At 62.6% G+C, this 24,938-nt stretch carries 21 protein-coding genes; 13 read left to right on the top strand and 8 right to left on the bottom strand.

What is annotated here, in order from left to right; all coding sequences use genetic code 11:
• Positions 1–146: 146 nt before the first annotated feature.
• From IVB46_RS39560 to IVB46_RS39550, 3 genes are read left to right on the top strand one after another with little or no spacing between them, the layout of a single operon-like run.
• A complete protein-coding gene (locus tag IVB46_RS39560; RefSeq protein WP_247311158.1) occupies positions 147–1,256 on the top strand; it encodes a DUF2336 domain-containing protein in 1,110 nt (369 codons plus the stop codon).
• Positions 1,253–1,585, top strand: a complete 333-nt coding sequence (locus tag IVB46_RS39555; protein WP_028152715.1) for a PilZ domain-containing protein — start codon at positions 1,253–1,255, stop codon at positions 1,583–1,585. Before IVB46_RS39560 ends, IVB46_RS39555 begins: the two co-directional genes overlap by 4 nt.
• Positions 1,586–1,634: 49 nt before the next feature.
• Positions 1,635–2,756, top strand: coding sequence for an HD domain-containing phosphohydrolase (locus IVB46_RS39550; protein WP_247311160.1), 1,122 nt, complete (start codon positions 1,635–1,637; stop codon positions 2,754–2,756).
• Between the two features lie 453 nt (positions 2,757–3,209).
• Here IVB46_RS39550 and IVB46_RS39545 read toward each other — a convergent pair whose 3' ends face one another.
• On the bottom strand, positions 3,210–3,887 hold the full coding sequence (locus IVB46_RS39545; protein WP_208086504.1) for a nitroreductase: 678 nt from the start codon (positions 3,885–3,887) through the stop codon (positions 3,210–3,212).
• Positions 3,888–4,012: 125 nt separating this feature from the next.
• Here IVB46_RS39545 and IVB46_RS39540 point away from each other — a divergent pair, with 125 nt between their 5' ends.
• The 3 genes from IVB46_RS39540 to IVB46_RS39530 all read left to right on the top strand — a co-directional run bounded on the left by IVB46_RS39540 (position 4,013) and on the right by IVB46_RS39530 (position 6,019).
• Positions 4,013–4,975 carry an alpha/beta hydrolase gene (locus IVB46_RS39540; RefSeq protein WP_247345316.1) on the top strand — a complete coding sequence of 321 codons (963 nt, stop codon included), beginning with the start codon at positions 4,013–4,015 and terminating at the stop codon, positions 4,973–4,975.
• A gap of 116 nt (positions 4,976–5,091) precedes the next feature.
• Positions 5,092–5,340, top strand: a complete 249-nt coding sequence (locus tag IVB46_RS39535) for a hypothetical protein (RefSeq protein WP_135216116.1) — start codon at positions 5,092–5,094, stop codon at positions 5,338–5,340.
• Between the two features lie 322 nt (positions 5,341–5,662).
• Entirely contained in the window at positions 5,663–6,019 is a 357-nt protein-coding gene (locus IVB46_RS39530) for a PilZ domain-containing protein (RefSeq protein WP_247311167.1), read from the top strand.
• Positions 6,020–6,123: 104 nt separating this feature from the next.
• Here the strand turns inward: IVB46_RS39530 and IVB46_RS39525 are convergent, their stop codons facing one another.
• Positions 6,124–6,387 carry a DUF3551 domain-containing protein gene (locus tag IVB46_RS39525; protein ID WP_309248392.1) on the bottom strand — a complete coding sequence of 88 codons (264 nt, stop codon included), beginning with the start codon at positions 6,385–6,387 and terminating at the stop codon, positions 6,124–6,126.
• An 882-nt stretch (positions 6,388–7,269) separates the two neighbouring features.
• On the opposite strand from IVB46_RS39525, the gene IVB46_RS39520 reads away from it, so the two are divergent.
• The 3 genes from IVB46_RS39520 (at position 7,270) to IVB46_RS39510 (ending at position 9,954) form a co-directional block, all read left to right on the top strand.
• Positions 7,270–8,379, top strand: a complete 1,110-nt coding sequence (locus IVB46_RS39520; protein ID WP_247311170.1) for a DUF937 domain-containing protein — start codon at positions 7,270–7,272, stop codon at positions 8,377–8,379.
• A gap of 94 nt (positions 8,380–8,473) precedes the next feature.
• On the top strand, positions 8,474–8,968 hold the full coding sequence (locus tag IVB46_RS39515; RefSeq protein ID WP_247311173.1) for a hypothetical protein: 495 nt from the start codon (positions 8,474–8,476) through the stop codon (positions 8,966–8,968).
• A gap of 362 nt (positions 8,969–9,330) precedes the next feature.
• Positions 9,331–9,954: a septal ring lytic transglycosylase RlpA family protein gene (locus tag IVB46_RS39510; protein WP_247311176.1), complete on the top strand. Its 624-nt coding sequence runs from the start codon at positions 9,331–9,333 to the stop codon at positions 9,952–9,954.
• A 79-nt stretch (positions 9,955–10,033) separates the two neighbouring features.
• On the opposite strand, the gene IVB46_RS39505 is transcribed toward IVB46_RS39510, so the two are convergent.
• Together IVB46_RS39505 and IVB46_RS39500 are read right to left on the bottom strand one after the other, a co-directional pair.
• Entirely contained in the window at positions 10,034–10,909 is an 876-nt protein-coding gene (locus IVB46_RS39505; protein WP_247311178.1) for an MBL fold metallo-hydrolase, read from the bottom strand.
• A gap of 72 nt (positions 10,910–10,981) precedes the next feature.
• Positions 10,982–11,758 carry a class I SAM-dependent methyltransferase gene (locus IVB46_RS39500; protein WP_247311180.1) on the bottom strand — a complete coding sequence of 259 codons (777 nt, stop codon included), beginning with the start codon at positions 11,756–11,758 and terminating at the stop codon, positions 10,982–10,984.
• Between the two features lie 250 nt (positions 11,759–12,008).
• On the opposite strand from IVB46_RS39500, the gene IVB46_RS39495 reads away from it, so the two are divergent.
• Positions 12,009–14,225 carry an alkaline phosphatase family protein gene (locus tag IVB46_RS39495; RefSeq protein WP_247311557.1) on the top strand — a complete coding sequence of 739 codons (2,217 nt, stop codon included), beginning with the start codon at positions 12,009–12,011 and terminating at the stop codon, positions 14,223–14,225.
• Positions 14,226–14,414: 189 nt separating this feature from the next.
• Here the strand turns inward: IVB46_RS39495 and IVB46_RS39490 are convergent, their stop codons facing one another.
• Together IVB46_RS39490 and IVB46_RS39485 are read right to left on the bottom strand one after the other, a co-directional pair.
• Positions 14,415–16,037, bottom strand: a complete 1,623-nt coding sequence (locus tag IVB46_RS39490; RefSeq protein WP_247311183.1) for an ABC-F family ATP-binding cassette domain-containing protein — start codon at positions 16,035–16,037, stop codon at positions 14,415–14,417.
• 347 nt (positions 16,038–16,384) lie between these two features.
• Positions 16,385–17,335, bottom strand: coding sequence for an AraC family transcriptional regulator (locus tag IVB46_RS39485; RefSeq protein WP_247311185.1), 951 nt, complete (start codon positions 17,333–17,335; stop codon positions 16,385–16,387).
• Positions 17,336–17,572: 237 nt separating this feature from the next.
• Here IVB46_RS39485 and IVB46_RS39480 point away from each other — a divergent pair, with 237 nt between their 5' ends.
• The 3 genes from IVB46_RS39480 (at position 17,573) to IVB46_RS39470 (ending at position 21,655) form a co-directional block, all read left to right on the top strand.
• On the top strand, positions 17,573–19,249 hold the full coding sequence (locus IVB46_RS39480) for a winged helix-turn-helix domain-containing protein (protein ID WP_247311187.1): 1,677 nt from the start codon (positions 17,573–17,575) through the stop codon (positions 19,247–19,249).
• Between the two features lie 253 nt (positions 19,250–19,502).
• Positions 19,503–20,450, top strand: a complete 948-nt coding sequence (locus IVB46_RS39475) for an MBL fold metallo-hydrolase (protein WP_247345313.1) — start codon at positions 19,503–19,505, stop codon at positions 20,448–20,450.
• 275 nt (positions 20,451–20,725) lie between these two features.
• A complete protein-coding gene (locus IVB46_RS39470) occupies positions 20,726–21,655 on the top strand; it encodes a hypothetical protein (protein ID WP_247311193.1) in 930 nt (309 codons plus the stop codon).
• A 117-nt stretch (positions 21,656–21,772) separates the two neighbouring features.
• Here IVB46_RS39470 and IVB46_RS39465 read toward each other — a convergent pair whose 3' ends face one another.
• A complete protein-coding gene (locus IVB46_RS39465) occupies positions 21,773–22,477 on the bottom strand; it encodes a hypothetical protein (protein WP_247345310.1) in 705 nt (234 codons plus the stop codon).
• Between the two features lie 164 nt (positions 22,478–22,641).
• On the bottom strand, positions 22,642–24,938 hold a 2,297-nt coding region (locus IVB46_RS39460), incomplete at its 5' end, for an autotransporter domain-containing protein (RefSeq protein ID WP_247345307.1).

The following is a 24,938-nucleotide window of genomic DNA, read 5'->3' as shown; positions in this document are numbered from 1 at the left end:
AGCCTCGCCGAATTTCGATAGCGTTTCCAGCGCCGCCAGCGGTGCGCTGATACCCCGTCGATCAAGCTCTAAATTTCAAATTAACGCATGTCAGGCGGAATGAAGGTCATTGGATAGTCGCGATTTTTTTGAGTCAGGCCCCTGCCATGATGGCAAATTTGCCTGCTGATATTCTGGTTGAGCTGGAACAGGCGGTCGCTACGTGCCCGCCGGACCGCTGTGCACGCATCCTATCCGGCATTGTGCAGTTGCTCACCGGTAGCCGCGACCGGCCTCAGGAATTGCTCGCCGGCGTGGTTGACGGCGTTCTGCTGCGATTGACGGAACGCGTCGAGGCCAAGGCGCTCGTTCAACTCAGCACCGCGCTTGCCGAGCTCAAGCTGGCCCCGCCCGAGACATTGCAGCGCCTTGCCTCGCACGACGACCCGGACGTGGCCTGTCCTGTCCTCCTCAAATCGCAGGCGGTCTCCGCCACCGATCTCGCGGCGATCGCGGCCTCGTGCGGCGAGCGGCACCAACGCGCGATCGCCGCGCGGAACTCGATCGAGCCTGAAGTGACCGAGGCGCTGATCGAACGCGGCGGCCCGATCTGCCTCGCGCTGATCAAGAACCCGGGAACCCAATTCTCCGAGGCAGCTTACGCCGCGCTGATCGCCAGGGCTGATCCGGACGGCGAGATTGCCAAGGCGCTGGTGCTGCGGCCCGGCACGCCCGACCTGGTCGTCCGGAAGCTGCTCTCCCAGAAGGCGCCGGCCCCGAAGGCGCCGGCCAAGGCCAACGCATCCACCATTCCGCCCGCACAACGCGCCGCGCCTGTTCCGCCCAAGCTGCCCTGCCCGGCCGACTATGCGAGCGCGAGGCCGGAGATCGTCGCCCTCAGCCGCGTCGGCAAGCTCAACGATTCCACCGTCAACCGCTTCACGATCCGCGGCGAGACGGCCAATCTGTTCACGGCGCTCTCGGTGCTCTCCGGCGCTCCGATCGAGATCGTGGAGCATGTCATGACCGATGACGATTGCGAGGGCCTGGTCATGGCCTGCCGGGCCGCACGGCTGAACTGGGCCACCACGCTTGCGATCCTGAGCAACCGCAGCGGCTCACGGCTCTCCTTCGTCGAACGCGAACGGGCGCAGCAGATTTTCGAAACGCTTCTCTTGTCGACCAGCCAATGGACAGTGCGCTGGGGGGAAATTGCAGCGAGTGCCAACCCAAGCGATGCGGGACATCGCGGCACAAAAATGGGGGTTAGCCGATGAGGTTCGACGGTCGAAAGGCGCTTCGCGTACGGATGGATCACAAGCAGGCCGTCAATCTGATGGGCTCCGACGGCACCTGGCGACGCAGTTGCTTCCTGCTCGACGTGTCGCAAAGTGGCGCCAAGATCGAGGTCGAAGGGACGCTCGACGTGCTCCAGGCCAAGGAATTCTTCATGCTGCTGTCATCGACGGGTCTTGCCTACCGGCGGTGCGAACTGGTGTGGATCGACGGCACCATGGCCGGCGTGCACTTCATCACCGCAGACGGCAAGAAGAAGCCGGCGAGCGCAAAGGCGGCCGCCGCGCCAAACTCCACGCCGAGCAAATAGGCTCCAGAATTCATCGAGCTCATTCAATGTCATCATAGTCCGGTCCGCCGTGCAGAGTGCCCGAACCATATCCAGCCCCGTCAAAAGCGACGGCGGCGTCCGAACGACGGAAGCGGTTCGCCCGTTTGTGCATGTGCTGGCCGATTCGTCCGACAAACTGGCGGGGGTCTGCTCGGCCCTCGAACGGCAATTTACCGTCGCCGGCGAACGACTCGATGCGGAAGCCAGGCTGTCACAAGTGCCATTCGCGGTCGTCGTTCGCGCGGAGCTGCGTGACGTCGGCACCATCGCGGCCATCAAGAAGCGCGCCGGCAAGCTGGCGAAAGCCACGAAGCGCATCTTCCTCGTCGAGCACTCGTCCCACGTCGGCATCTCGCAGGCCTACGCACTCGGCGCCACCCTCGTTCTTCCCGGGGCGCTCAACAAGAGCAAGCTGCTGGCAGCGCTGGCTGACCCGGCCGAGCTGGCCTCTGCTGCCTCAAGTGACGCACCGCAACCGGACAACGCCGTCGAAGCCGCGGCAACCGCCATCGCTTCGATGTTCACGGCCGTCACGCTCGGCGAGCCCCTCGACGTCGACGGCACGAAGGAAGCGGGCCGCAGGATCGCGGACCGCATCACCGAGCACGGCCTGTCCGAATGGCTTGCCACGGTGCGGCGTCACCATGAGGGAACCTACCAGCATTGCCTGCTCGTGACCGGCGTGGCGATCGACTTCGGACTGAGCCTCGGCGTCGGGCGAGCCGATCTCGAGCGGCTGTATTCCGCGGCCATGTTCCACGACATCGGCAAGGCGCAGATTCCGCTTGCGATCCTCGACAAGCCCGGCCGCCTCGACGCCGACGAACGCGCCATGATCGAGAAGCATCCGGCGGCGGGTTACGAGTTTCTGAAGGATCACGAGAAAATCTCGCCCGAGATTCTCGACGCCGTGCGGCATCATCACGAATATCTCGACGGAAGCGGTTATCCCGACGCGCTGTGCGGCGAGAGCATCAACGACATCGTCCGCATTCTGACGATCTCGGACATCTTCGCCGCGCTGATCGAACACCGGCACTACAAGCCGACGATGCCGCGCACCGAGGCCTACAACATTCTTTGCGGGATGACCGGAAAGCTGGAGAAAGCCCTCGTAACCTCGTTCAAGGAGGTTGCGCTCACGCGATGACCGCGCAGGCGGGGCGATCCCGCAGCGAGGACCTCGTCACGAACCGCGCTTAGTGCGTGGCCCGGTATTTGGCGCGGTGCGGAATCGACCGGGAGGCCAGTCCTTCCGCAAGCAGCTTCATGTCCTCGCGTCTGCCACTCCGGATCAGCTTGCCGAGCTCATCGGGTGTGAAGGGAAGATTTGGATCATCATCGATCGGATACCGCGGTCGCGGACCGAAGAACCGTCGAACCAGGCTAGCCAGCCGCCGCATGTCGATTCCCTCGCGCCAGCAACAAACCTTTCACTGCGCGTATTGTTCCTCCCGCGCGATCGAGATTGCAAGAGGCCACCAACGGCTCAGCATCAAAAAAATTCGACGAGAGAATAATCTCCCCTCCTCCACCTCAGCCGGCTCTCCGCGCTAGTCGGCTCGCAGCGTCAGCCGGCTGTGCGCATCAGCGACTTCCCGCGCTAGTCGGCAAAGCCGACATAACGCACGAAATCGTCGTTGCCCTCGCGATCGGAGCGAACGGCGTTCGCGGCGAAGCTGTCGTCGGGATACCCCATCGCCACACATGTCATGATGACCTCGTCTTCCGGAATCTTCGCGACCTCGCGCACGATGTCGGAGCGCATGATGCCCTGCCCGTTGATCACCGAACCGAGACCGCGGTCCCAGGCCGCGAGCACGATGCCGTAGCAGAGCGCGCCGAGATCGAAATGGCAGACCGCGCCGGGATCCAGCACGCGGTCATAGGTCAGCACCAGCGAGACCGGCGCGTCGAACTGGCGGAAGCCGCGCAGCACCCAGTCCTGCCGCATCGGCTTGTCGTCGCGCGCGATCCCCATCGCGCCGAACAGCTTCTTGGCGATGTCGACCTGCCGGGTGCGATGAATGCCCTGGTATTCGCCGTGGCTGATGATGTCGCGCTTGACCTTGGCGCCGCCGACCATCTCCTCCATGTTGCGGCGGCGCAGCTCCTCAAGCGGAGGGCCTGTGAGCACATGGACATGCCAGGGCTGGGTGTTCATCGACGACGGCGCGCGCTTGGCGCTCCCGATGATCGCCTCGATCACCGCGCGCGGCACCGGCTGCTGCTTGAAACCGCGCACGCTGCGGCGCGACTGGACCAGCGTTTCGAATTCCAACTCTTGACCTCCCTGACCGTTCATTCCGCGGCATTGCAATTGTAACGCGTAACCGGTTGCCGATGCGGTACGCCAAATCTATGCTACCCCGCAAGCAAGACCAAGAACCCAGCGAGGACCTGCAAATGCCCGCACCGCTCGATCCCGTCATCGCCCAGATCATTCCGCTGCTGCCGCTGCGCGATCCCACCACGATGACGCCACAGAGCGCGCGCGATGCCTTGCGCGCACTGGCTGCCTCGCGTGCGGATGTGCCGCCGCCCCCCGTCGACACGGTGCAGGATATCAAGGTGAAAGGCGGCGCCGGGGCGCTCGATGCACGTGTCTATCGCGTCGGCCCCAATCCTGCGCCAACCGTGGTCTTCTTCCACGGCGGCGGCTGGGTCGCGGGCGATCTCGAAACCCACGACCGGCAGGCGCGCAATCTCGCGATCGAGACCGGCGCGGTCGTCGTCTCCGTCGATTATCGGCGCCCGCCGGAAACGCGCTTTCCCGGCGCCTTCGGGGACGCGTTCGCTGCCGCAAGTGACATCTTCAACCGCATCGCGGAATTTGGCGGCGATGCAAAGCGTCTCGGCGTTGCTGGCGACAGCGCCGGTGGCAATCTCGCAGCCGCCACCGCGATCGCCTGCCGCGACGCCGGCATCAAGCTGGCCGCACAATTGCTGGTCTATCCCGTAACCGACGTCGTCGGGGGCTACGCGGATGCGCGCGAGAACGCGCCCTATCCGTCACGCACCGAGAATGCCGACGGCTATTTTCTGACACGCGCGACGATGGAATGGTTTTGCGGCCACTATCTCGCTGATCCCAAGGATGCCGCCGACTGGCGGGTCTCGCCGCTCCGCGCCGCTTCGCTCAAAGGGCTCGCGCCCGCGATCGTGACCACCGCATGGTTCGATCCGTTGCGCGACGAAGGCGCGGCCTATGCACGGGCGCTGGAGGCCGCCGGCGTCCGCGTCAAGCACCATGAGGGCCCCGGCCTGATCCACGGCTATTTCGGCCTTGGCGATGCTTCCGCGGCCGCGAAGGCCGAGGCGCAACGCGCACGGGCCGATTTCAAGACACTGCTCGCGCGCGGAATCTGAACCGCAGATGAATGGAAAAATCCGCGACATCGGTCGTGGCGCGCATCGATCCTGCTTGATTGCGCCACGATTCGCGGTTCCAATCCGCTTGGTAATTTTGTCCTAGGGAGACACCCATGATGAAGCGGATTTTTCTCGCAGCGATCGTCGCCACCTTTGCAGCGGGCTCGGCCCTCGCGGACGACACCTGCGAGAGCAAGGCGGTCGGCAAGGACGGCAAGGCGCTCGCCGGCGCCGCCAAGACCTCGTTCATGAAGAAGTGCAAGGCCGACGCCTGCACGCCCAAGGCCGTCAGCGCCGACGGCAAGCCACTCGCCGGTGCCGCCAAGAACAGCTTCATGAAGAAGTGCGAGGTCGGCGCCTGATCGCTGCTGGTTCGCCACTGCTGCACGGACACTCTGCAACTCCGTCGTGCCCGGGCCTGTCCCGGGCATCCACATATGTGTGTCCGTGCGGCACAGATCAGATGGCCGGGCCAAGTCGAAAGCACGAACGTCCTCTGGTAACATCGTCGTCAAGCCGTTCGAATTAACCACCAATTCGATCCAATTTTAATAAGACAACAACGCTGCTTGTTAGCGTGAGCCGCACAGATCAACGTGCGGGAATTGCCGTTTTCCGGATATCGGCGGGACCGGGAAAGTGACTTCGTCGAGTGCGATCGTCTTTCATTGGGAGCATCTCGCCATGATCGAACGTCGTGCAATGAAGCGCATACCGATCAACCGGGCCGCGCGGCTATCGTTTGGTGAAATTCACGGGACTCATCCGTGCCTGGTGCGCGATATCAACGCCTTGGGTGCCCGCATTTCCACGCCGTACTACATATTTGCCGACGAGTTTGTGTTGTCGTTCGACGGCCATTCCGGAATTTTCTACTGCCGCGTCGTATGGAAAAAGGAGACGCTCTGCGGCGTTTTATTCCTCCTGCGTCGTCGCGCGCCAAAGGCAGCGAACGATTCCGGCGCGCCCGGAAATGTGGTGCGACTTGATCGCCGGCTCGTGTGCCGCGGCGGGGTCTTTAGCCCGGACGTGTCGGCCTGACTGCTCGCACGCGCCGACGATGCTATCGAATAGGTCCGGTCACTTCCCGTACCGGCTCCATGCGACGGTCGGTGTCTGCCGCATCGCCGCTGTCACCGGGCGCATCAGTATGGGGTTGATGAACGCAAGCGGCCGCCTGATCGCCTCGCCTGCGGTTGCTGCCAATACGGGTTCTCCACGCACATCGCGGAAAGTCCGATCGCCGACGCTCGGCACTGATCCCATGACGTATAAGCGCATTCGAAATAGGTGCTGCCTCCCCACTCCCATCTCTGAAGGCAGACGGGGTGGCTGGGATCGTAAGTTTGGGCTGTAGCCGAGGCGATCGCCAGGATCGCCGCACTGCCCAGGATTAGCCAACGGAGCATCCACATCGCCGCCTCCTCCAAATGGATCATCCAAGCTTTCCGGCTCGACCGCCGCTCATGTGGAGACAGAAGACGCTTTGCGACGCTTCATAGCTCCTGCGTCGTCGCTCGACGAAAGCGGCGAACGAGTCCCTCGCGCCCACATCGGCACCTCTGCGCTCGCCCCAGGCCGGCGGACATAACTCATCCGATAAGTGGCCCTGAGCCTTGCTCGGAAAGACCCTGCAGCCGCCATCCTGCAATATCACTGGTCTTTCCGCATTGCTCGCAAATCAGGTGAGAGCATCCCCTAGCTCGTCCCCGCTGAACGTTCTCGCGGGAGGCTTCACATCCGCAGCGCGGGCAAGCTAGCGCCGCGCGCCCGCATCCAGGGCTTGCGAGCAAGAAACTGGCGAAGTTCGATACGCGGTCGACGATCCTTCTGATCAATTTGGATTATCCAAACGACGGCCCCGGACTTGGGTTGAGTGTGAGGTTCCGGGACCGTCATCGAGGCGCAGACCGCAGCCCACCCGCGCACTGCCAGTAACGTGGATGTCCGCGCGACGAACAATTGTCTTCTGGTACAATCCCACTGCGCGTCATCATGCCCGCTAGCGGGCATTGCGGTGCTCGGAGCCGATAGCCAATCCTGGCCCGTCAGCGAAACATCGATGCCTCTCAACCAGGTCCGCCTGATGGGCCGCAGCGCACTGGATATCTCGCGCCGAACTCTTCGCATTTGCCCTGTACCGAAGACCTTTGATCTGGATCAAGGAGTCGAACTATCGATGCAATCTCAACTTGGGCGATAGGCGACGTTCGGAACCATCGACGCCTGTCACATCAAATTCGCGAATTAGGGGGCAACCAACAGACCTGCAACGTAGTGGAGAGACCGCCATGGCCGTCAATCTCATTTCAGCTGCACAACAGCTCCTGACCCCTGAAGTCATTGCGCAGATTTCCTCCTTTCTTGGGATGGACCGAAGCGCGACGCAGAAGGCCGCAATAGCGGCCATCCCGACCATACTGGCCAGCCTGTCGGACCTGGTCGGAACCCCGGCCGGTGCCAATCAACTGTCAAAACTGCTGTCACAACAGCAAGGCACCAATCCCATGGATATGTTGCGCAACGCCGGCGCCCCGGACCTGGCTCAGACGGGTTCGAGCATGTTGTCCGGACTGCTTGGAGGCCGAACCATGGATACCATGGCCCAGGCGATCGGCGGCTTCGCGGGAATGGGCGATGGCGGCGGCAAGTCGTTACTCGCCGTGGTCGGGCCGCTAGTCCTGGGTATGCTCGGCAAGCAGCAGCATGACGCCGGGATGGATGCAAACGGACTGGCATCGCTTCTGCGCTCGCAGAAAGATCAGATCATGGCGGCGATTCCATCGGGCCTCAGTGATCAACTCAGCGCCGCGGGCCTGATCGACAAGGCACGCAGTGGAATGGCCACTGCCGCCGCCACAGGGAGCCGGATCGCCGGCGTTTCCGGCGCTACTGGCGCGAGCCAGGCCGCCATGGCCGCCGGCCGGACGCAATGGCCATATTGGCTCGCCGCGCTCGTTATCGTTGCCGGACTTGCCATATATGCGCTTCAGCGTCCGACCGAGCAGACGGTCGCTCAGAGTACAAACGTTGCGCGGCCCTCAACCGGAACTGTGGGCATGGCGCCCGCGGATCTGACCGTTGACGGCGTGAATCTGGCGAACCAGGTCAATTCGTCCCTTGGTACGCTGCAGGCTCAACTGCCGACCATCACCGATGAAGCTAGCGCGCAGGCGGCCCTGCCGAAGATCAACGACGCCATCTCACAGCTGGATGGCGTTACGGCGCGAGCCGCCAAGCTTTCTCCGGAAGCACGACGCGCGCTTGCCAAGCTGATCGTCGCGGCGGCGCCGGCCATCAATCAGATGTGTGACAAGGTCTCGGCGACACCGGCCGGCACGATCGCAAAGCCCGTGATCGACAATCTTCGTGCCAAGCTCGACCAGTTGGCGAAAGCCTGAAAGCCAGAGACGTCACACGCAATAAACTCGCCACACTTCAGGACGGGACGTGTTTCCCAGCCTCCCGTCCTGCAAGATGAAAGGAGAAGACTCCATGGCCGACAAGACCAATTTCACCAAGGATGAATGGGCGCTCCTCCTGAGAAGCCCGATGAATGCTGGAATGGCCATTACGGCTGCCGAACCGAGCGGATTGTTTGGCCTTCTGAAGGAATCATTTGCTGGCGGCACCGCGCTCGCCCAGGCGGCCACCGATCCCAATGCCAACCCCTTGGTAAAGGCTGTGGTCGCCGACTTCCAGACGAGCGACGGCCGGGCCGCGGCTCATGACGGGTTGAAGGCAGAGCTCGGCAAGAGCACGCCGGCCGAGATCAAGACCAAGACAATCGCATCGTTGCATGAAGTCACGGCGCTGCTTGCTGCGAAAGCTCCGGATGATGCCGCGGCTTTCAAGGGCTGGCTGCGTCAGATTAGTCAAAAGACGGCTGAGGCTGCATCGGAAGGCGGAGGGTGGTTCGGTGGGGGCGTTCAGGTCAGCGACGCCGAGAAAGCAACCCTCGGCGAAATCTCCAGCGCGCTTGGCATCTGATCTCGGTGGGCCGCACGGCCCACCTCTACGCGCCCTGCACCATTGGTTGCTGGATGACGGACCCGTCGAATGACGGATTGTCCAGGCTTGATCTGAATCAGACGCGTACCTTGGCCTGGATTGAGAGTTTGCGTAGCACCCACTATGCACGATGCCCCTACCAGAGCCGCTGGCTTCCCCAAGGCCAGCGGCTTTTCCTTGCGGCGATGTGCGGACAGTTGGGCAAACTCTCGTTGCGCGTCGGCTGGGCGCTGACCGAAGTGGCAACTCCGCTGCCTTCCACGGTAACGTTGACATATGTCAAAGCCGGCAATTCCTGGAACCGAACTAGTCCAACCAGCTGAGGCGCTGGGGGGGCCATCATGAAACGATGGAGCGGTCAACCTGCACTGCTTGCTGCTACCGCGATTGCTGCATCATGCATCGCATTCGATGGTGGAATTGAATCTGCGCATGCGAAGTTCAGTCGAATAACGAAGTCGGCGATTGTCCCTGGCGCAACGCCGCGGGAAGTGCATGACCATACCCGCGACGCAAACGGTTCGCCAAGTGCCAACGACCTCCCCTCGCTTGCCACGAAATCACCGCGACGGCGTCAGCGCGCAGCAGCGCAAGGCCCGAAAGCTCACGGCGACATTCGGCGAGCAACGCATCGGAAGAGCAACCATCAGCACGGATTTCATAAAAAACGTCCTAGAAGGGAAACCCCACTGTTTGGGCTTGCGAGTTTCTACTCGGAAGATCGGATGACCGCGAGCGGCGAGAGGTTCAACAAGCATGCGCTGCATGCGGCGCATCCGTCCTTGCCTTTCGGAACGCGCCTGCGCGTGACCAATGTCTTGAACAAAAAGTCCGTGATCGTGAGAGTCAATGACCGTGGTCCATTTGTTCATGGACGCATCATCGACGTTACATCGGGTGCGGCCCAAGCCCTTGGAATGATCAAGATCGGCGTGGTCAATGTCACGCTTGAAATCGTTCGATAATGGCCGCCCATTTCATATATCGACGGCGGCCGGGCCGTGATCAAAACGGCGGGAAAGGACTGATTTGGGCGTACACGGCCTAGTCCCGCTTGAACCGATAGTCGAACGCCCCATCCAGCGGCTTGATCAGCCCGACCGTCGGCGCCGGAAAATGGATCGGCAGGATCAGCGTGTCGGTGTCCGCAACGGAGGCAAAGAACTTTCGCCGCGAGACCGCCGACTGCCTGGCATCCCAATCCGGCTTCGCCGACCAGTCCGGCTCGCGGCACTGGATCTGATGATGCATGAGATCGCCCGCGACCACCGCGCGGCTTCCCCTCGAAAAGATGTTCACGCAGCAATGACACGGTGAATGCCCCGGCGTCGGCGTCAGCGTGACCGTGTCATCGAGCGCGTAGTCGTCGTCCACCAGCAGCGCCTGCCCGGCCTCGACGATCGGCAGGCAGTTGTCGCGGAAGACGGTGCCGGGCGGATTGTTACCTTTGGCATTCTCCGCCTCCCAGGCAGCGTACTCGCCCTTGTGAAAGACGTACTTTGCATTCGGAAACGTCGGCACCCAGCGGCCGTCGCGCAAGGTCGTATTCCAGCCGGTGTGGTCGATGTGCAGATGCGTGCAGAAGACGTAGTCGATCTGCTCGAAAGAGATGCCGAGCGCGAACAATTCGTTGCGCCAGCGCTCCTTGCCGGGAAAGTCGAACGGCGGCGGATGACCCTTGTCCTCGCCGGTGCAGGTGTCGACGAGGATGGTGTAGCGCGGCGTGCGCACGACAAACGTCTGGTAGGTGATGACCATCATGCCGCGCGCGGCATCGAATACCTCCGGCTCCATCGTCGGCAGATGACGGGCGAACACGCCCTCATCATAGGCCGGGAAGAAATCCTGCGGCCGCCGCCACGGCCCTTCCCGCTCGATCACCGCATCGATGGTGATGTCGCCGATCCGCAGTTGCTTCATGGTTGTTCGCTCCCTTTTTGGGAGGGAACCTAGCGGGCAAGACCACCGCGTTCAAGACGCGCCGGCCGCCGCTCAGGCCTGCTTCAGCAGATGCTGGGCAAACCCGGGCAGCGAGCGGAAGGCCATGTGCAGATTGTCGTTGAAGGAGGCAGTCAGATAGCCGTGGTTCTGCCAGGCACGGACAAGCGCTGCACGGCTGAAGATCGAGACGTGACCGTTGCGCGGGCCAACATACCACCAATTGACGCCGTGCGCCTCGAAATCAGGCGGCTGCAGCAGCGTGGAGAACAGCACGAGTCCGGTCTCCTTTGTGCTCGAGACGATGGCGGCGATGCCGGCCGTCGGATCGGGCATGTGCTCCAGCGTCTCGAAGCAGGTGACGATATCGAATTTCCCCTGCGGCGGCCGCGAGAAATCGGCCACGAAGGGATCGAAGGTCTGCGCCTCCAGGAATCCGGAGCTGCGCAACGTCGTGCTCAGCAGGCCGCCACCGCCGCCATAGTCAAGCACGCGCAACTCGGCCTTGCTCGCTCCAAACAGATCCTGCACCAGTTTTGCGCAGCTTGCCGGCCGGGCCTCCCTGTAGTCGGGATCGACCTCGATGTAATCGTCGTTGTAGATCTCGGTCTTGAAGTTCGCCTCGCTCCAGTCGTCGAATGCATCGGTGAACAGGAACCCGCAGCCTTGGCAGCGGTGGTAATAGACCGGCTTCCCCAACAGCGGCAGCCGCCTGCCGCGCGCTTCATTGCAATGTTTGGCGAAGTCGACCACGCCGAACAGTGCGGCCTCTGCGCTGCAGATCTTGCACGGCAGAGGCGCCGTGGAAATCTCTTTCAGTTTGGTGATCATGCCCTGTTCCGCGACCTTCGCTCTGCAGCGGACCATCGCCCGTGAGGGTTGCGCGAGGCTTGCGCATGCCTGTGCGGCCGGGACCTTGATTTCGGTGTGACGTGACCACAGCCACGCCGCGTTATCTCAACGACGCACACACGTCGCCGAGGCGTCACACGCGCGTCGTGGGCCACGCTCGATAATCCCCGCGTCATTCCAGGTCAAACCCGCAGGTTGCGCAGCAAGAAACATGGGGCACCACGTGGACATGAAAGCGCTCTTCTCCCTGATCTCGTCGATATCGCTCGCCGCATCGCTGGCCGGCACCGCAATTCCGGCGCACGCCGATCAGGACGACAACGGCCGCGACCGCGGCTTCGACAATTCCAGGGATCGCGACCACGATCGCGACCATCATCACGGACACCGCTCGCCGCCGGTAGTCGTCATCTCGCTCGACGGTGCAAAGCCCGATTTCATCCAGCAATTCATCGACGAAGGCGTACTGCCGCGCGACGGCGCTCTGGCGCGGCTGAGCCGCCATGGCGCGGTGGCGCAGCAAAACATCACGGCGTCGCCGTCACTTACCGCCGTCTCGCATATCGAGATCGCCACCGGCTCGACCGCCGTCCACAACGACATTCCCTCGAACACCTTCCAGGCGATCGTCGGGCCGGCTACGTCGAGCCTCAGCGGTTTCGCCGCGCCGATCGGCGGCTATCGCGAGAGCCCGCTCGGGCCCTCGCCGCGTCCGACGGCATTGCCGCTGTGGGTGCAACTGCGCCAGCAGGGCAGGAAAGTCGTCACTGCGACGTGGCCGGGCGGCGACGGCGCCGACATCTCGATCAACGGCACGGTGGTGCAACCGGCCCAGCCGATCCGCATCACCGACTACACCGTGCCGTTCGGCGCATTCGGCGGCATCGGCGCCCAGGGCTTTTCGCTCACATCGGCGGACTTCGCCGCCGATCCGGCCGTGGCCACGGCCCTCCAGGCGGCTGGCCGCTTCTCGTTCAGCCCGGTGCTGGCAACCTCCGCGCCGATCGAGACGTTCTCATGCGCATCCGCTCCGACCGCAACCTGCACCAACGCGGCTACCCAGGACATTAAATACGCGATCCGGGTAGCGGCGCTCGACACCACCAATGACAGCAGGGTGAACTACGACACGCTTGTATTCTTCGACGCCACGCGCGGCATTACGGCTGGACCGTTCAAGCCCCCGGCGACCGGACCGGCCTATGCGAAGTTCGGTGGCGAGAACGCGCCGTTCTTCTTCGACGGCAGCGGCGCCAAGGTCGGTGCGGCCTACTTCGTCTCGCAGCTCGCGCCCGATCTCTCGGTGGTGCGCTTCGCCCGTTACGGCGCCAACTTCATTCCGCGCAACGCACCGGTCCTGACCGACGTCGACGACATCAACAACACTATCGGCTTCTGGCGTCCGCAGGCCGACTTCCGCATTCCGGAGCGGCTGAGCCCGGGCTTCACCAATTTCCCGGACATCGAGATCGAGGCGATGTTCGAGGACATGGTCAAGACCTTCGTGCGCTATCAGGCCGATATCGGCGAGCGCGCCATCCTGAACAATCCCGACGCCGATCTCGTGATGATCTATATTGAGCAGCCCGACGGCTCCGAACATCAGTTCCTGCTCACCGACCCGCGCCAGGGCACCAACCCGAAGGACCCGAACTCGATCGGGGCCAACCAGGACGCAGCCAAGGTCGCCCGCTACAAGTCCTACATTCGCTTCGCCTATCAGACCGCGGACAAGGCGGTGAAGCGGATCGCCGATGCCGCAGGGCCGGACAGCAACGTCATCGTCGTGTCGGACCACGGCTTTGCGCCGTTCCATACCTCGGTCAGCATGGCCAATATCCTGAAGAACGCCGGCATCGACACCACCAAGGTGGCGATCCGCACCTCCGGTCCGGCGGCCAACATCTACGTCAACCTGCAACAGCGCGAACAGGGTGGCACCGTCGATCCTGCCACCTACAAGTCGCTGGTGACGCAGATCACCGAGGCCGTGAGGAATGCCGTCGATCCCAACCCCAAATTCAACGCTTCGCTCGAGGACGGGCGGCTGTTCACGGTGGTCGAGACCCGCCCGCTACAATGCGAGGCCGGGCTCGGACAGTGCACCAGCAAGACAATCGGTCAGGACTTTGGCGACGTATTCGCGCTGATGGCCCCGGGGTACAATTTCGACGGCATCCAGAGCCCCGGCGTCGCCCGGCTCGGCGATGCTCCGTTCAATGCGGCGACGACCACGCTGTCGATGCCAAACTTCTACGGTGCCCACGGCCACGATCCCAAGCTGCCGGTGATGAGCGCGACCTTCATCGCCGCCGGCCCGCAGATCCGCAACAACGCCACGATCCGGCGCATGCACAATCTCGACGTCGCGCCGACCATCATGCAGATCCTGGGCGTCCGGCCGCACCAGGTCGATGGCGAGGTGCTGCGCGAGATTTTGCGATAGCGATTGAGGACCACAACGGATGGGTGCTGTACCGCCGCCCATCCCGCTAGTTCATTGCGAGTCTCTCGATTTGGTTGCAGCCCGGATGGAGCGAAGCGCAATCCGAGGCCGGAGCAACTGCATCACGCGACCGCTCGCGTGGAACGAATCCCGGATGGTCCTTCGCTCCATCCGGGCTACGGCTTCCAATTAAGACCGCAACCCCGGCGCTTCCTGCCCGGTGCGCGCGACATATTCCGTGTAGCCGCCACCGAACTGGTGGATGCCTTCCGGCGTCAGTTCCAGCACGCGGTTCGACAGCGTCGCCAGGAAGTGGCGGTCATGCGAGACGAACAGCATGGTGCCCTCGAAATCCGCCAGCGCCGTGATCAGCATCTCCTTGGTGGCGAGGTCGAGATGGTTGGTCGGCTCGTCCAGCACCAGGAAGTTCGGCGGGTCGAACAGCATCTTGGCCATCACCAGGCGCGCCTTCTCGCCGCCCGACAGCACGCGGCAGCGCTTCTCGACGTCGTCGCCGGAGAAGCCGAAGCAGCCGGCGAGCGCGCGCAACGACCCCTGCCCTGCGGTCGGAAACTGGTCTTCGAGCGACTGAAACACGGTGCGCTCACCGTCGAGCAGATCCATCGCGTGTTGAGCGAAATAGCCCATCTTGACGCTGCCGCCGACTGCCACCGTGCCCTCGTCCGGCTCGCTCGCACCGGCAATGAGCTTGAGCAGCGTCGACTTGCCGGCGCCGTTGACGCCCATCACGCACCAGCGCTCCCTGCGGCGGATCATGAAATCGAGGCCGTCATAGATGCGCTTGCTGCCGTAACCCTTGTGGACGTTCTTGAGCGCCACGACGTCCTCGCCCGAGCGTGGCGCCGGCGGAAAATCGAATGCCACGGTCTGGCGGCGGCGCGGCGGCTCCACCCGCTCGATCTTGTCGAGCTTCTTCACCCGGCTCTGCACCTGGGCCGCATGAGACGCCCGCGCCTTGAAGCGCTCGATGAACTTGATCTCCTTGGCGAGCATGGCCTGCTGGCGTTCGAACTGCGCCTGCTGCTGCTTCTCGTTCTGCGCCCGCTGCTGCTCGTAGAACTCGTAGTCGCCGGTATAGGTCGTGAGCGAGCCGGAATCGATCTCGATCACCTTGGAGATCACGCGGTTGATGAACTCGCGATCATGCGAGGTCATCAGCAGCGTGCCTTCGAAATCGTGCAGGAATTTTTCCAGCCAGATCAGGCTTTCGAGATCGAGATGGTTGCTCGGCTCGTCGAGCAGCATGACGTCGGGGCGCATCAAGAGAATACGCGCCAGCGCCACGCGCATCTTCCAGCCGCCGGAAAGCTTGCCGACATCGCCGTCCATCATCTCCTGGCTGAAGCCGAGGCCGGACAGCGCCTCGCGCGCGCGGCCGTCGAGCGCGTAGCCGTCGAGCTCCTCGAACGCGTGCTGCACCTCGCCATACCGCGCGATGATCTCGTCCATCTGGTCGGCCTTGTCGGGGTCGGCCATCGCGGCCTCGAGCTCGCGCAACGCGGCTGCGACCTCGCTCACGGGACCTGCGCCATCCATCACCTCGGCCACGGCGCTGCGGCCGCTCATCTCGCCGACGTCCTGGTTGAAATAGCCGATGGTAATGCCGCGATCGGTCGAAACCTGCCCTTCATCGGGCAGTTCCTCGCCGGCGATCATCCGGAACAGCGTGGTCTTTCCCGCGCCGTTCGGGCCGACGAGGCCGATCTTCTCGCCCTTGTTGAGGGCGGCGGAAGCTTCGATGAACAGGATCTGGTGGCCGGCTTGCTTGCTGACGTTGTCGAGGCGGATCATGGGGTCTTTTTGGGGGGAATGTTGCGTTGCAGCGTCATAGGCCATACGGGCCGCCAGGGGAAGCCCGGCCGGGCCCGGATTCCACCCCGCCAGACGCCAGCTTCCTGTAATTCATCCCGACGCGACGCTTCGCGCCCGCTGCCTGCCGTCTCGCTGTCCGCTTCCAGCCGAAGCGCGCTGTCCGAGCGGCAAGGCGTGACGTCCGCCAATGTCCCATATAGCGGACTTGCCGCTACCGCCCGTCAGGCGTCGGCTTGTGACCCATAGCGGTCATGGGACCTTCTTTTGCCCGCCTGCATCCGGGAGCCTTTCTCGCAATGACGCTGTTCCCCGCATAGGCGATGCTGTCAACGTGCACGCCGTCGCCAATTGCTCGGGGTGTCCCCGGTCAGCTTCCTGAAGGCGGCGGCGAACGCGGTCTGGGAAGAATAGCCGAGCGCGACCGCGATCGAGATGACCGACGCGTCGGTGCCGCGCAGCATGTTTTTGGCCTCCTCGAGCCGTTGCTGGCGCCGCCAGGCATGTGGGGAAAGCCCGGTGCTTTCCTTGAAGGCGCGGCAGAAGTGGAATCGCGAAAGACCGGCATCAGAAGCGAGCGCCGCGAGCGATACGTCAGCGTCGATGTCCGAGTGCAGGCGCTCGATGGCGCGGCGCAATACGACCGGTGAGAGGCCGCCCCGCGTCGGCTGGAACGTGGACGGCGCGCCGACATGCGCCGCCAGCAGGCGCGTGGCCAAGAGGTCCATCAGCTGATGCCTGAACAGTGTATCCACGACTACATTGCCCACCACGGCGTCGGTCGCGGTCAGGAGCAATCGGGATGTAATGGGGTCGGGATGCGCCGTTCGCTCCAGCAGATCGGTCGAGGTGGCGCTGTCGACCTCGCCTGCAACCCGCTCGAGCGTGGCGTGCGGAAGATAGAGTTGGATGACATCGACAGGTTTCGGAATATCCCACCGGGAGCTCGATCCTTCGGGGATGATGATCACGACTCCGGGACGAAACGTACCGATCGCAACCACGCTTCCCATCCGCCGCTCCATGCGCTGCACCGTGCCGTTGTAAGCCATGATGACGTGATGGCTCATGGGCGCGACGACGTCGTGCAGCGGGTCATGCTTCCAGTGGGCGATTCCGGCGCCGGAGGAATCCAAAGCCATTTGAAATGGCGTGGTCCCGAGCACCCGCGCCATTTCTGCACCGGCGGGAGGGCGCTCGGCATGAGCCGGAGTGACTTGGCACGCCTCAGGCGCAACTGACGCGTCCTCCAGGGAAGCGCGCAAGATATGCTTGTTCATGAACGTATCCTCGCACTCGGGAGGCGATGCAGGTGGTAAGCCGTGCCTCGGCTCGGCCAGGTTTGTTGCGTTGATTGCGAACGTCAGTGCGCGTCGAGTGCAGGCGGGCCAGCCATTTCTCGAACCCTCGTTCCCGAAGGGTGAGAAAATGTGTACTGTTTCGAACGGAAAAGACCTTGCAGCCGGCCTGAATTGCGATCGAGTTTTCCTTGGCTTCTTGTCCAGGAAGGATCACAAGTGTCGTTTCTATTCGAAGATTATTGTCTCGATGCCAACCGGCGCGAGCTCAAGCGAGGCTCCGAGCTCATCCCCATCGGACCGAAGGTGTTCGACCTGCTGCTCTTCCTGGTCCGAAACCGGGAACAGGTCGTGACAAGGGACGATCTTCTGAAGGCGGTGTGGGAAGGACGGATCGTGTCCGAATCCACCCTGACCAGCCACGTCAATGCCGTGCGCAAGGCAATCGGGGATACCGGCAAGGAGCAACGCCTGATCCGGACGGTTTCTCGCAGAGGCTTCCGGTTTGTTGGCGAGATCACCGAGGAAGAATTGCCCGCGCGAGCCTCGGTCACAGACCCAGGTACGGATCTTGGCGTTCAACATGTAAAGAACATTCAGGAGCCAATCAGGGCCTTTGAGGTCGATGCGCCGACGGAAACGCGAGAGGCTGCGCCAGTTTTTGCTGCCGAGGCCGGGAGTCCGCCTCCGCTGCCCGACAGGCCTTCCATTGCGGTGCTTCCGTTTCAGAATATGTCTGGCGATGTCGAACAGGAATACTTTGCCGATGGAATGGCCGAGGACATCATCACGGCGCTGTCCCGTTTCAAGGCGCCATTTGTCATCGCCCGAAACTCCAGCTTCACCTACAAGGCGCGCGCTGTCGACGTGAAGCAGGTGGGGCGCGAGCTTGGGGTGCGCTACGTGTTGGAAGGGAGCGTTCGCAAGGCGGCAAACCGAGTGCGCATTACGGGACAACTCGTCGATACCGCTACTGGAGCACATATTTGGGCCGATCGGTTTGATGGCGAGCTCGGCGACATCTTCGATTTGCAGGACCAGGTGACTGAAAGCGTTGTCGGGGCGATCGCGCCTGCGGTGGAGAAAGCTGAGATCGAGCGCGCCAAACGCAAGCCGACCGCTAGTCTCGACGCCTATGCCCACTATTTGCGCGGTCTGGCCCGGCTTCATCAGTTTGGTAACCGGCAAGCGAACGACGAGGCATTGCGTCTGTTCAACCGCGCGATCGAGCTCGACCCGGAATTTGCCACCGCCTACGGTCGCGCAGCCTTTTGCTACCTCATTGCCAGGATCAATGGCTGGATTCCGGACACGGCGAACGCGATTGCCGAAGTGAAGAAGCTCACCCAACGGGCAGTTGAGTTGGGCAAGGATGACGCGAACGCGCTCTCCGCTGGCGGGAATGCGTTAGCGTTTGTTGTTGGGGATCTCGGGGTAGGTGCCGGCTTAGTTGATCGCGCGATCGCGCTTAACTCCAATCTGGCTGAGGCATGGAATTTCGGCGGCTGGGTAAAACTCTGGCTCGGCGAGCCGGAATCGGCGATCGAGCGCTTCGCACGAGCCATTCGCCTGAGCCCACTTGATCCGTGGCTGATGGGCATGCGAGCCGGGACCGCGTATGCACATTTCTTTTTGGACCGCTATGACGAAGCGGCATCATGGGCGGCAATGGCATTGCAGTGCAGCCCGGACTATCGGCCTGGATTACGGATCACCGCCGCAAGCAACGCAATGGCCGGTCGGCCGGAGCAAGCACACAAGGCCGTGGCTCGGCTGCGAGAACTGAGCCCCACGCTGCGCCTTTCCAATCTCAAAGATGTGCTTGGCCCTTATCGACGTGCTGAGGACGTCGCGCGATATGAGGAAGGATTGCGGCAAGCAGGGCTGCCCGAATGACCATCTCGGCCAAGGTACTCGCCTTGGCAACGCGGTGATCGAATAAGCGCAACTTCCGCTAATGGCCCAAAGCGGACGCTTTGTAGTCTTTGCTCAGATGTCGACTTGTGACCCGGAGCAGACGTCGATCCCTAGCGATCATGACTTGCCGCAGTTACCCCCGTTGACTAGCTTAGCTGCTGGCAAAATGCCCTGTCGTGAAATTTGCAAGACCGATTTTGATAGACTCTGTTTGAACCACATGGGTGTCTTCATGGTTCGGCTTCCGGTTATTTTCTTGCTGGGAATTTTCTGTGCGTCACTGAGCAGTTTGAGCGCTTTCGGACAGAGTTGCGGTACAACGCCGCTCGACGTGCAAATCCTCGGTTCTGGTGGCCCCAGAATGAATCCCACTCGGGCATCGACGAGTTATCTGGTCTGGATCGAGGGGCGCGCAAGAATACTCATCGACATGGGCGGTGGTGCTCAACACCGCTTTGGTGAATCGCAAGCCAAACTCGAAGACTTGTGGATGGTCGGAATAAGCCATCTTCATCCAGATCACGTTTCCGACTTGCCAGCGTTCCTTTGGCTGAGCCACGAGGTCCGCAAGGAACCTCTCAAGGTTTTCGGTCCTACAGGCAACGATGCGGCCCCTGACTTTGCGATTTTCCTCAACAGGCTTTTTGACGAGAAGACTGGCGCATTTCCAGTGCTCGGATCGGCGTTAGGCGGCTCATACGGGGGCAGCGGCGTGCGGCCCGATATGGGGCGCGTTGTGGCGGGTAGCGTTCGACTTGATGTCGGAGTGATTGACGCTGTCAAAAGCGATCCATCCGTGGTTTTGCAGCGCGAGGGAACGACAGTCACGGCACGGAAAATCCCGCATGGAAATATGCCAACCTTGGCCTATCGCGTGCAGACCGGAAATGTGTCGATCGTGTTTAGCTCCGACCAAAACGGCACCGATCCAGGCTTCGTCGAATTCGCAAAGGGCGCGAACCTCCTGATCATGCATCTTGCGATCGCGCCCGGTGCGAATGTTCCCTTGCACGCAACACCGGCAGTCGTCGGACGCGTTGCCCAAGAGGCTGCGGTCAAGCAGCTCATCGTCAGTCATTTCGGTCTGTTTGAACTCGATGCGGCCATCGCTGATTTGCGAACTGCCTACAACGGGCCGCTCATCGTCGGAGCAGACATGCAGTGTACGCCAGTGCTGTGAGACCCACGGTCCTTCGCTGGTTGATGTCCGGTTATGGCCCACAGCGGACCTGCCGCTGCCACCCGTCAGGCGTCAGCCTGTGCCCCCTTGGTTGACTTTGCTCAGTGTGTTTCCCGCACCGGCAACTGCCCCCTTGAGCAAAACCAGCTGTGGCTCTTCCACCGGTTGTTGAAAATCGCGGGAGCAACCAATTTACGGATTGCTAGTAGATTCTATCGTAAATAGTTCAAGAAGATAACAACAACCATACCGGGTTCCATTACCCGACCAAATCCATGAATGCATCTGCTTTCCTGATCGCGACGGCCTTTGGCGCAGCATTCCTTGCTGTGGAGTACAAGTGGTACTACCAGCCCGACATGTTCAATCCGGATGTCGTGCTCAGCATCTTCTCTAACGAGCACATGAAAGCTCGCGCAGCAGTTCGGCACGTGCTGATCGATCCGGACTCGGCCAAATTCAGCGCATTGCGTTCAGTCGAGGCCGACGCGGCGCGATATGTCTGCGGCGCCGTCAACGCCAGAGACAAATCCGGCCAATCCATCGATGCCGCTTTCGTCTACACTGTGGCCGTTGACTTTGCCCGCATCGACGACGACGGCCGGATCACGCAGCTGCGCTCGGGATTTCGGCCTTGCCCCACTGAAAATGACAAGGTCGCGCAGCAGAAGCCTGCTCTTTCGCCTGGCATGCTGTCCGTTGCGCAAACCGTTCAGAAGGTTGCTCCGCAGGCCGGCACCTCAACTGTGTCAGGTCTGACGACGCGTGCACCTGCGGCAGGCGCAACGGCGTCCGGCGGGACCATGGAGCAGCAGCTCCGCGAGCTGGGCGCACGGACTGTCCCGCCTCAATCGGCCAATGGAGCCCAGGCAAATTTGCCGGGAGAGCGTGGGACCGGCAAGGAGAGTGAGTGGCGAGCCGATCAGCCTCCCGTCGCATGGCCCAAATTCCCTCCGGATCACCCTTTGGCGAGGTCAACCCGGAAACGGAGCCCCTCCGAGGCACTCGCCTTCGCAAAGGGCGTCGAGGAGCGCTGGAACCAAGCCAAGTCGTCCGGAAACGTCGCGATGCGTCCCTCGTCGGACGAAATCAAAGAGGCGTGTCGCGCCTTGCTTGCGATCGATCCCACAGACAGCGAATATCGAAAGGCTTGGGCAACTTTCGTGCACCTGCAAGACATCGACCGCGATGTTGCGATGAAATGAAGCGCGAGAGGTAGAAGAACTGGCCTTCCCGCCTCTGGCCCAAGGACGACATTCGTCCCAGACCACTTCGATGTCACTTTTTGGCATAAGCCGACGCGGCTTCGATGAGGATACGTCCTAGGCCCGCCGCATCAGCTTGAGCGAGGCTGCAAGGCGCAGGCTGCGCTTGCCGGCGAGCGCGATGCCTTCGAGCTCACCGCTATCCGCCGTGCAGGTTCCGGAGAAGCCGATCCCGACCTCATAGCCGCCAAACACGGGGTTTTCGCCCTTCGCCGGCGTGTGCTCCTGGTTCAGCATCTCGCCCTTCCAGCGGCCGTCCGCCGAGGAATAGGAGCCGAGATAGTAGAAGAACGCATCGCCGCCGAGGATGCGGCCGTCGATCAGGAGCATCACGCCCGATAATCCGGCATCGACACCGTCAAGCGCGCACAGGCTCATCCCATAGAGTCCGTTGGCGATGCCGCCCGGACCGACCGCACCACTCGGAGGCAACCCCTCGTCGTCGAGCCGGGTGAGATTGGCCCAGAATTTGGCGCCCGGCATGGTGTCCGCGCCACCCTCGAGACGGATCTGGTTACCGTGCAGCCGCCCGCGCGCACCGATCGAGGCGATATCGGCTCCCATCAGCGGCTTGTGATTGGGATCCTCATTGTGCCGTTCGGTGATCACCTCGGCGACGATCTCGCCGTTGCGCTCGACATAGGTTCCAAGGTGCGCGAAGGCCGAATTGCCGCCCAGCATCTTACCGTCATGCAGGCACATGATGCTGCGGCCGAACGCATCGTTGACGCCGTATTCAACCTTGTAGAGTCCGTCCAGCAATTCAATAAGCCCACAAAATCAGAAAAGAATCGCGGGCTACCTAGGCCGTGATCCCATAAATCAGCCGATCGGTCGGCTTGCCAGAGTCCGCTATGCCCCCGATAGCTACCAAATTCCGCAGCACAGCGAAATGATGCGAAGGGCCAAAACCGGAAATCGTCAACTTACCAGGAATACCGCACCACGCCCTTGCCGGCGTAGCTGGTGGTGACGTCGGAGAACTCGCCTTCGAAGGTGGCGGCGGCGGACCAGCCGTTCAGCCATTTCTTCTCGACGGAGGCGGTGACGAGCGCGGAGTCGCTGGCTTGCGCGGCGCCGCCAACGACAAAGGATGCGCCCGGCAATGTCTGGAACGTCGCACCGATATTGCGGCCGGGGTTGAAATCATGCGCCCATGCCAGGCGCCCTCGCAGCGTGAAGATTCCGTCCGCCATCGCATATGATTTGTCGCTGCGAAGGCCGAGCTCGCTGCGCGTATCAGTGACACTCTTCGAGGCGTAGGCGAGCGCAAAGGTATTGACGCCGGTTACCGCCTGCTCGGCATAGGCAGGCAGGTCGAAGGTGGTGAACTGTCCTGCGGCATAAGGCGTGATGCCCACCCCGCCCATCCATGGGCTGACAAAACGATAGCCGCCTTCGACGCGACCGGACCACGCATTGGCGTTGAACTGCGCGCGCAACTGGTCGATGCCGGCCACCGTCACGGTGCGGTTGGTGGTGATGTCCTGCCAGCCATAGGCCAGTGCGCCGGAGAGATACGCCGCACCGGCATTGTGCCGGATGAAGGCGCCGGCCTGGAACAGATCAGATCGGCCAGAGCCGCTATTGACGACGCTGAAGTTCGTACCACCGCCGGCCAGCGCAAAGCCTGCCAGCGTATTCGGCGAGATACGGTAATCGGCGCCGACCGCGGTGCCTGCGATGCGGCTAGTCGTGTTGTTGGAGCCGAGTGTCGTGTTGCCGTCGGTGGTCTGCGAGCCGCCATAGCCCGCCGCCCACACGCTCCAGCGCTGCGCGAACGGATCGGCCATGACGACCGCCTTAGTGAACATCGCATGGGCGTCCCGCGCCGCACCGGAGCGTGGCATGTCCGGTGAGGCGTAGGCCGATGCGCCCGCCGATGATCCCGCTGAAACGCCATCGCCGCGACCGTCGATGAAGGGATCGGTCAGCAATCCCATGAACTGGTTCATCGCGTTGAAGGTCGTCTGCTGCGAGCCGGTCGCGGTCTCGCCCGAGATCTGGGTCAGTCCCGCCGGCGTCAGCCCGCCGAACGCCAGCGGAATACCGCCGTTGGAGTTGAAGAAATTGACGATCGGGTCGGCGATGTTCCGTTGGTTGTTGTTGAGACCCGTCCCGGGCGGCGGCACGAAACTGAGAACGAGATTGAGATACGCATTGTTGGCGTCATAGCTCAGGCTCGACGCGAATCCACCCGGCAAGTTGGTGTTGACGATCGAGCCGAACGTGCTGGTGCCGATACCGCCGGTGGCGTTGAGGATGGTGTATTGCTTTGCGACATAGGCCCCGGCTGCGAAAGATGCTTTGACGGTGGCGCCGCCGAACGTCGCCACGCCGGTGACGTTGGTGCGGTCGGCCGCCGAAGGCGACACCTCGACCATGTAGCTCGATGCGGCCGTCAACACGAGATTGCCCTGCACGGTCAACGTGCCGATCGAATTGCCGGGCGCCAGCGTGCCGCCATTGATGGTCGTGTTGCCGACCGTGCCGTTGCCGCCGAGCGTGCCGCCGGCATTCACCGTCACCGCGCTGGCCGTGCTCGTGCCGTTGACCGTGAGCAGGCCGCCGTTGACCGTGGTCGCGCCTGTGAAGGTGTTGGTGCCCGTCACATTGGTCGCGCCGCTATTCACCGTCAGCGTCATGCCGCCGCCGAGGCTGTTCAGCGTGCCGCCGCTTGAGGTCACTGCGCCGGTCAACGCGCCGTTCGCCAACGTGCCGCCCGATAGCGAAACGATATTGATCGTTTGTCCCAGCAAACCGAGATCGAGCGTGCCGCCGGTGTTGATTGTCGTCGCACTCGTAGCGCTGAATGTGTTCGCCGCAGCGCCCCTTAGCGTGCCGGCATTGATCGTCGTAGCTCCAGTATAAGTGTTGGCGCCAGAAAAGCTGAGCGTGCCGATGCCGCTCTTGGTAATGGCGCTCGATCCACCGGTGCCGCCGAGGCCGTCCGAGGCCGCGGAGCCGCCGGAACCGTTCTGATCGGCGATGGCGTCCGACACCGTGTAGCTGCCGCTGCCACCGAAGGTCAGCGTCGAGCCCTGCACAAAGAAGCCCGTGCCTAAGGCCGAGCCCGCACCGCCGCCGTTGGAGCCGGTGCCGCCGGCTACGCTGCCGCCCGAGGTCGAGCCGTTGCCGTTGATGGTGAGCGAGCCGCCCTTGACCACGAACACCGCCCCGCCCATGCCGCCGCCGCCGCCGTTCCCGCCACTGGTGCCGTCGC

This window comes from Bradyrhizobium sp. 61 (assembly GCF_023073075.1).
Classification (GTDB): Bacteria; Pseudomonadota; Alphaproteobacteria; order Rhizobiales; family Xanthobacteraceae; genus Bradyrhizobium; species Bradyrhizobium barranii.
The sequence above is the reverse complement of the archived record's forward strand: the minus strand, read 5'-3'. Positions and strand labels throughout refer to the sequence as shown.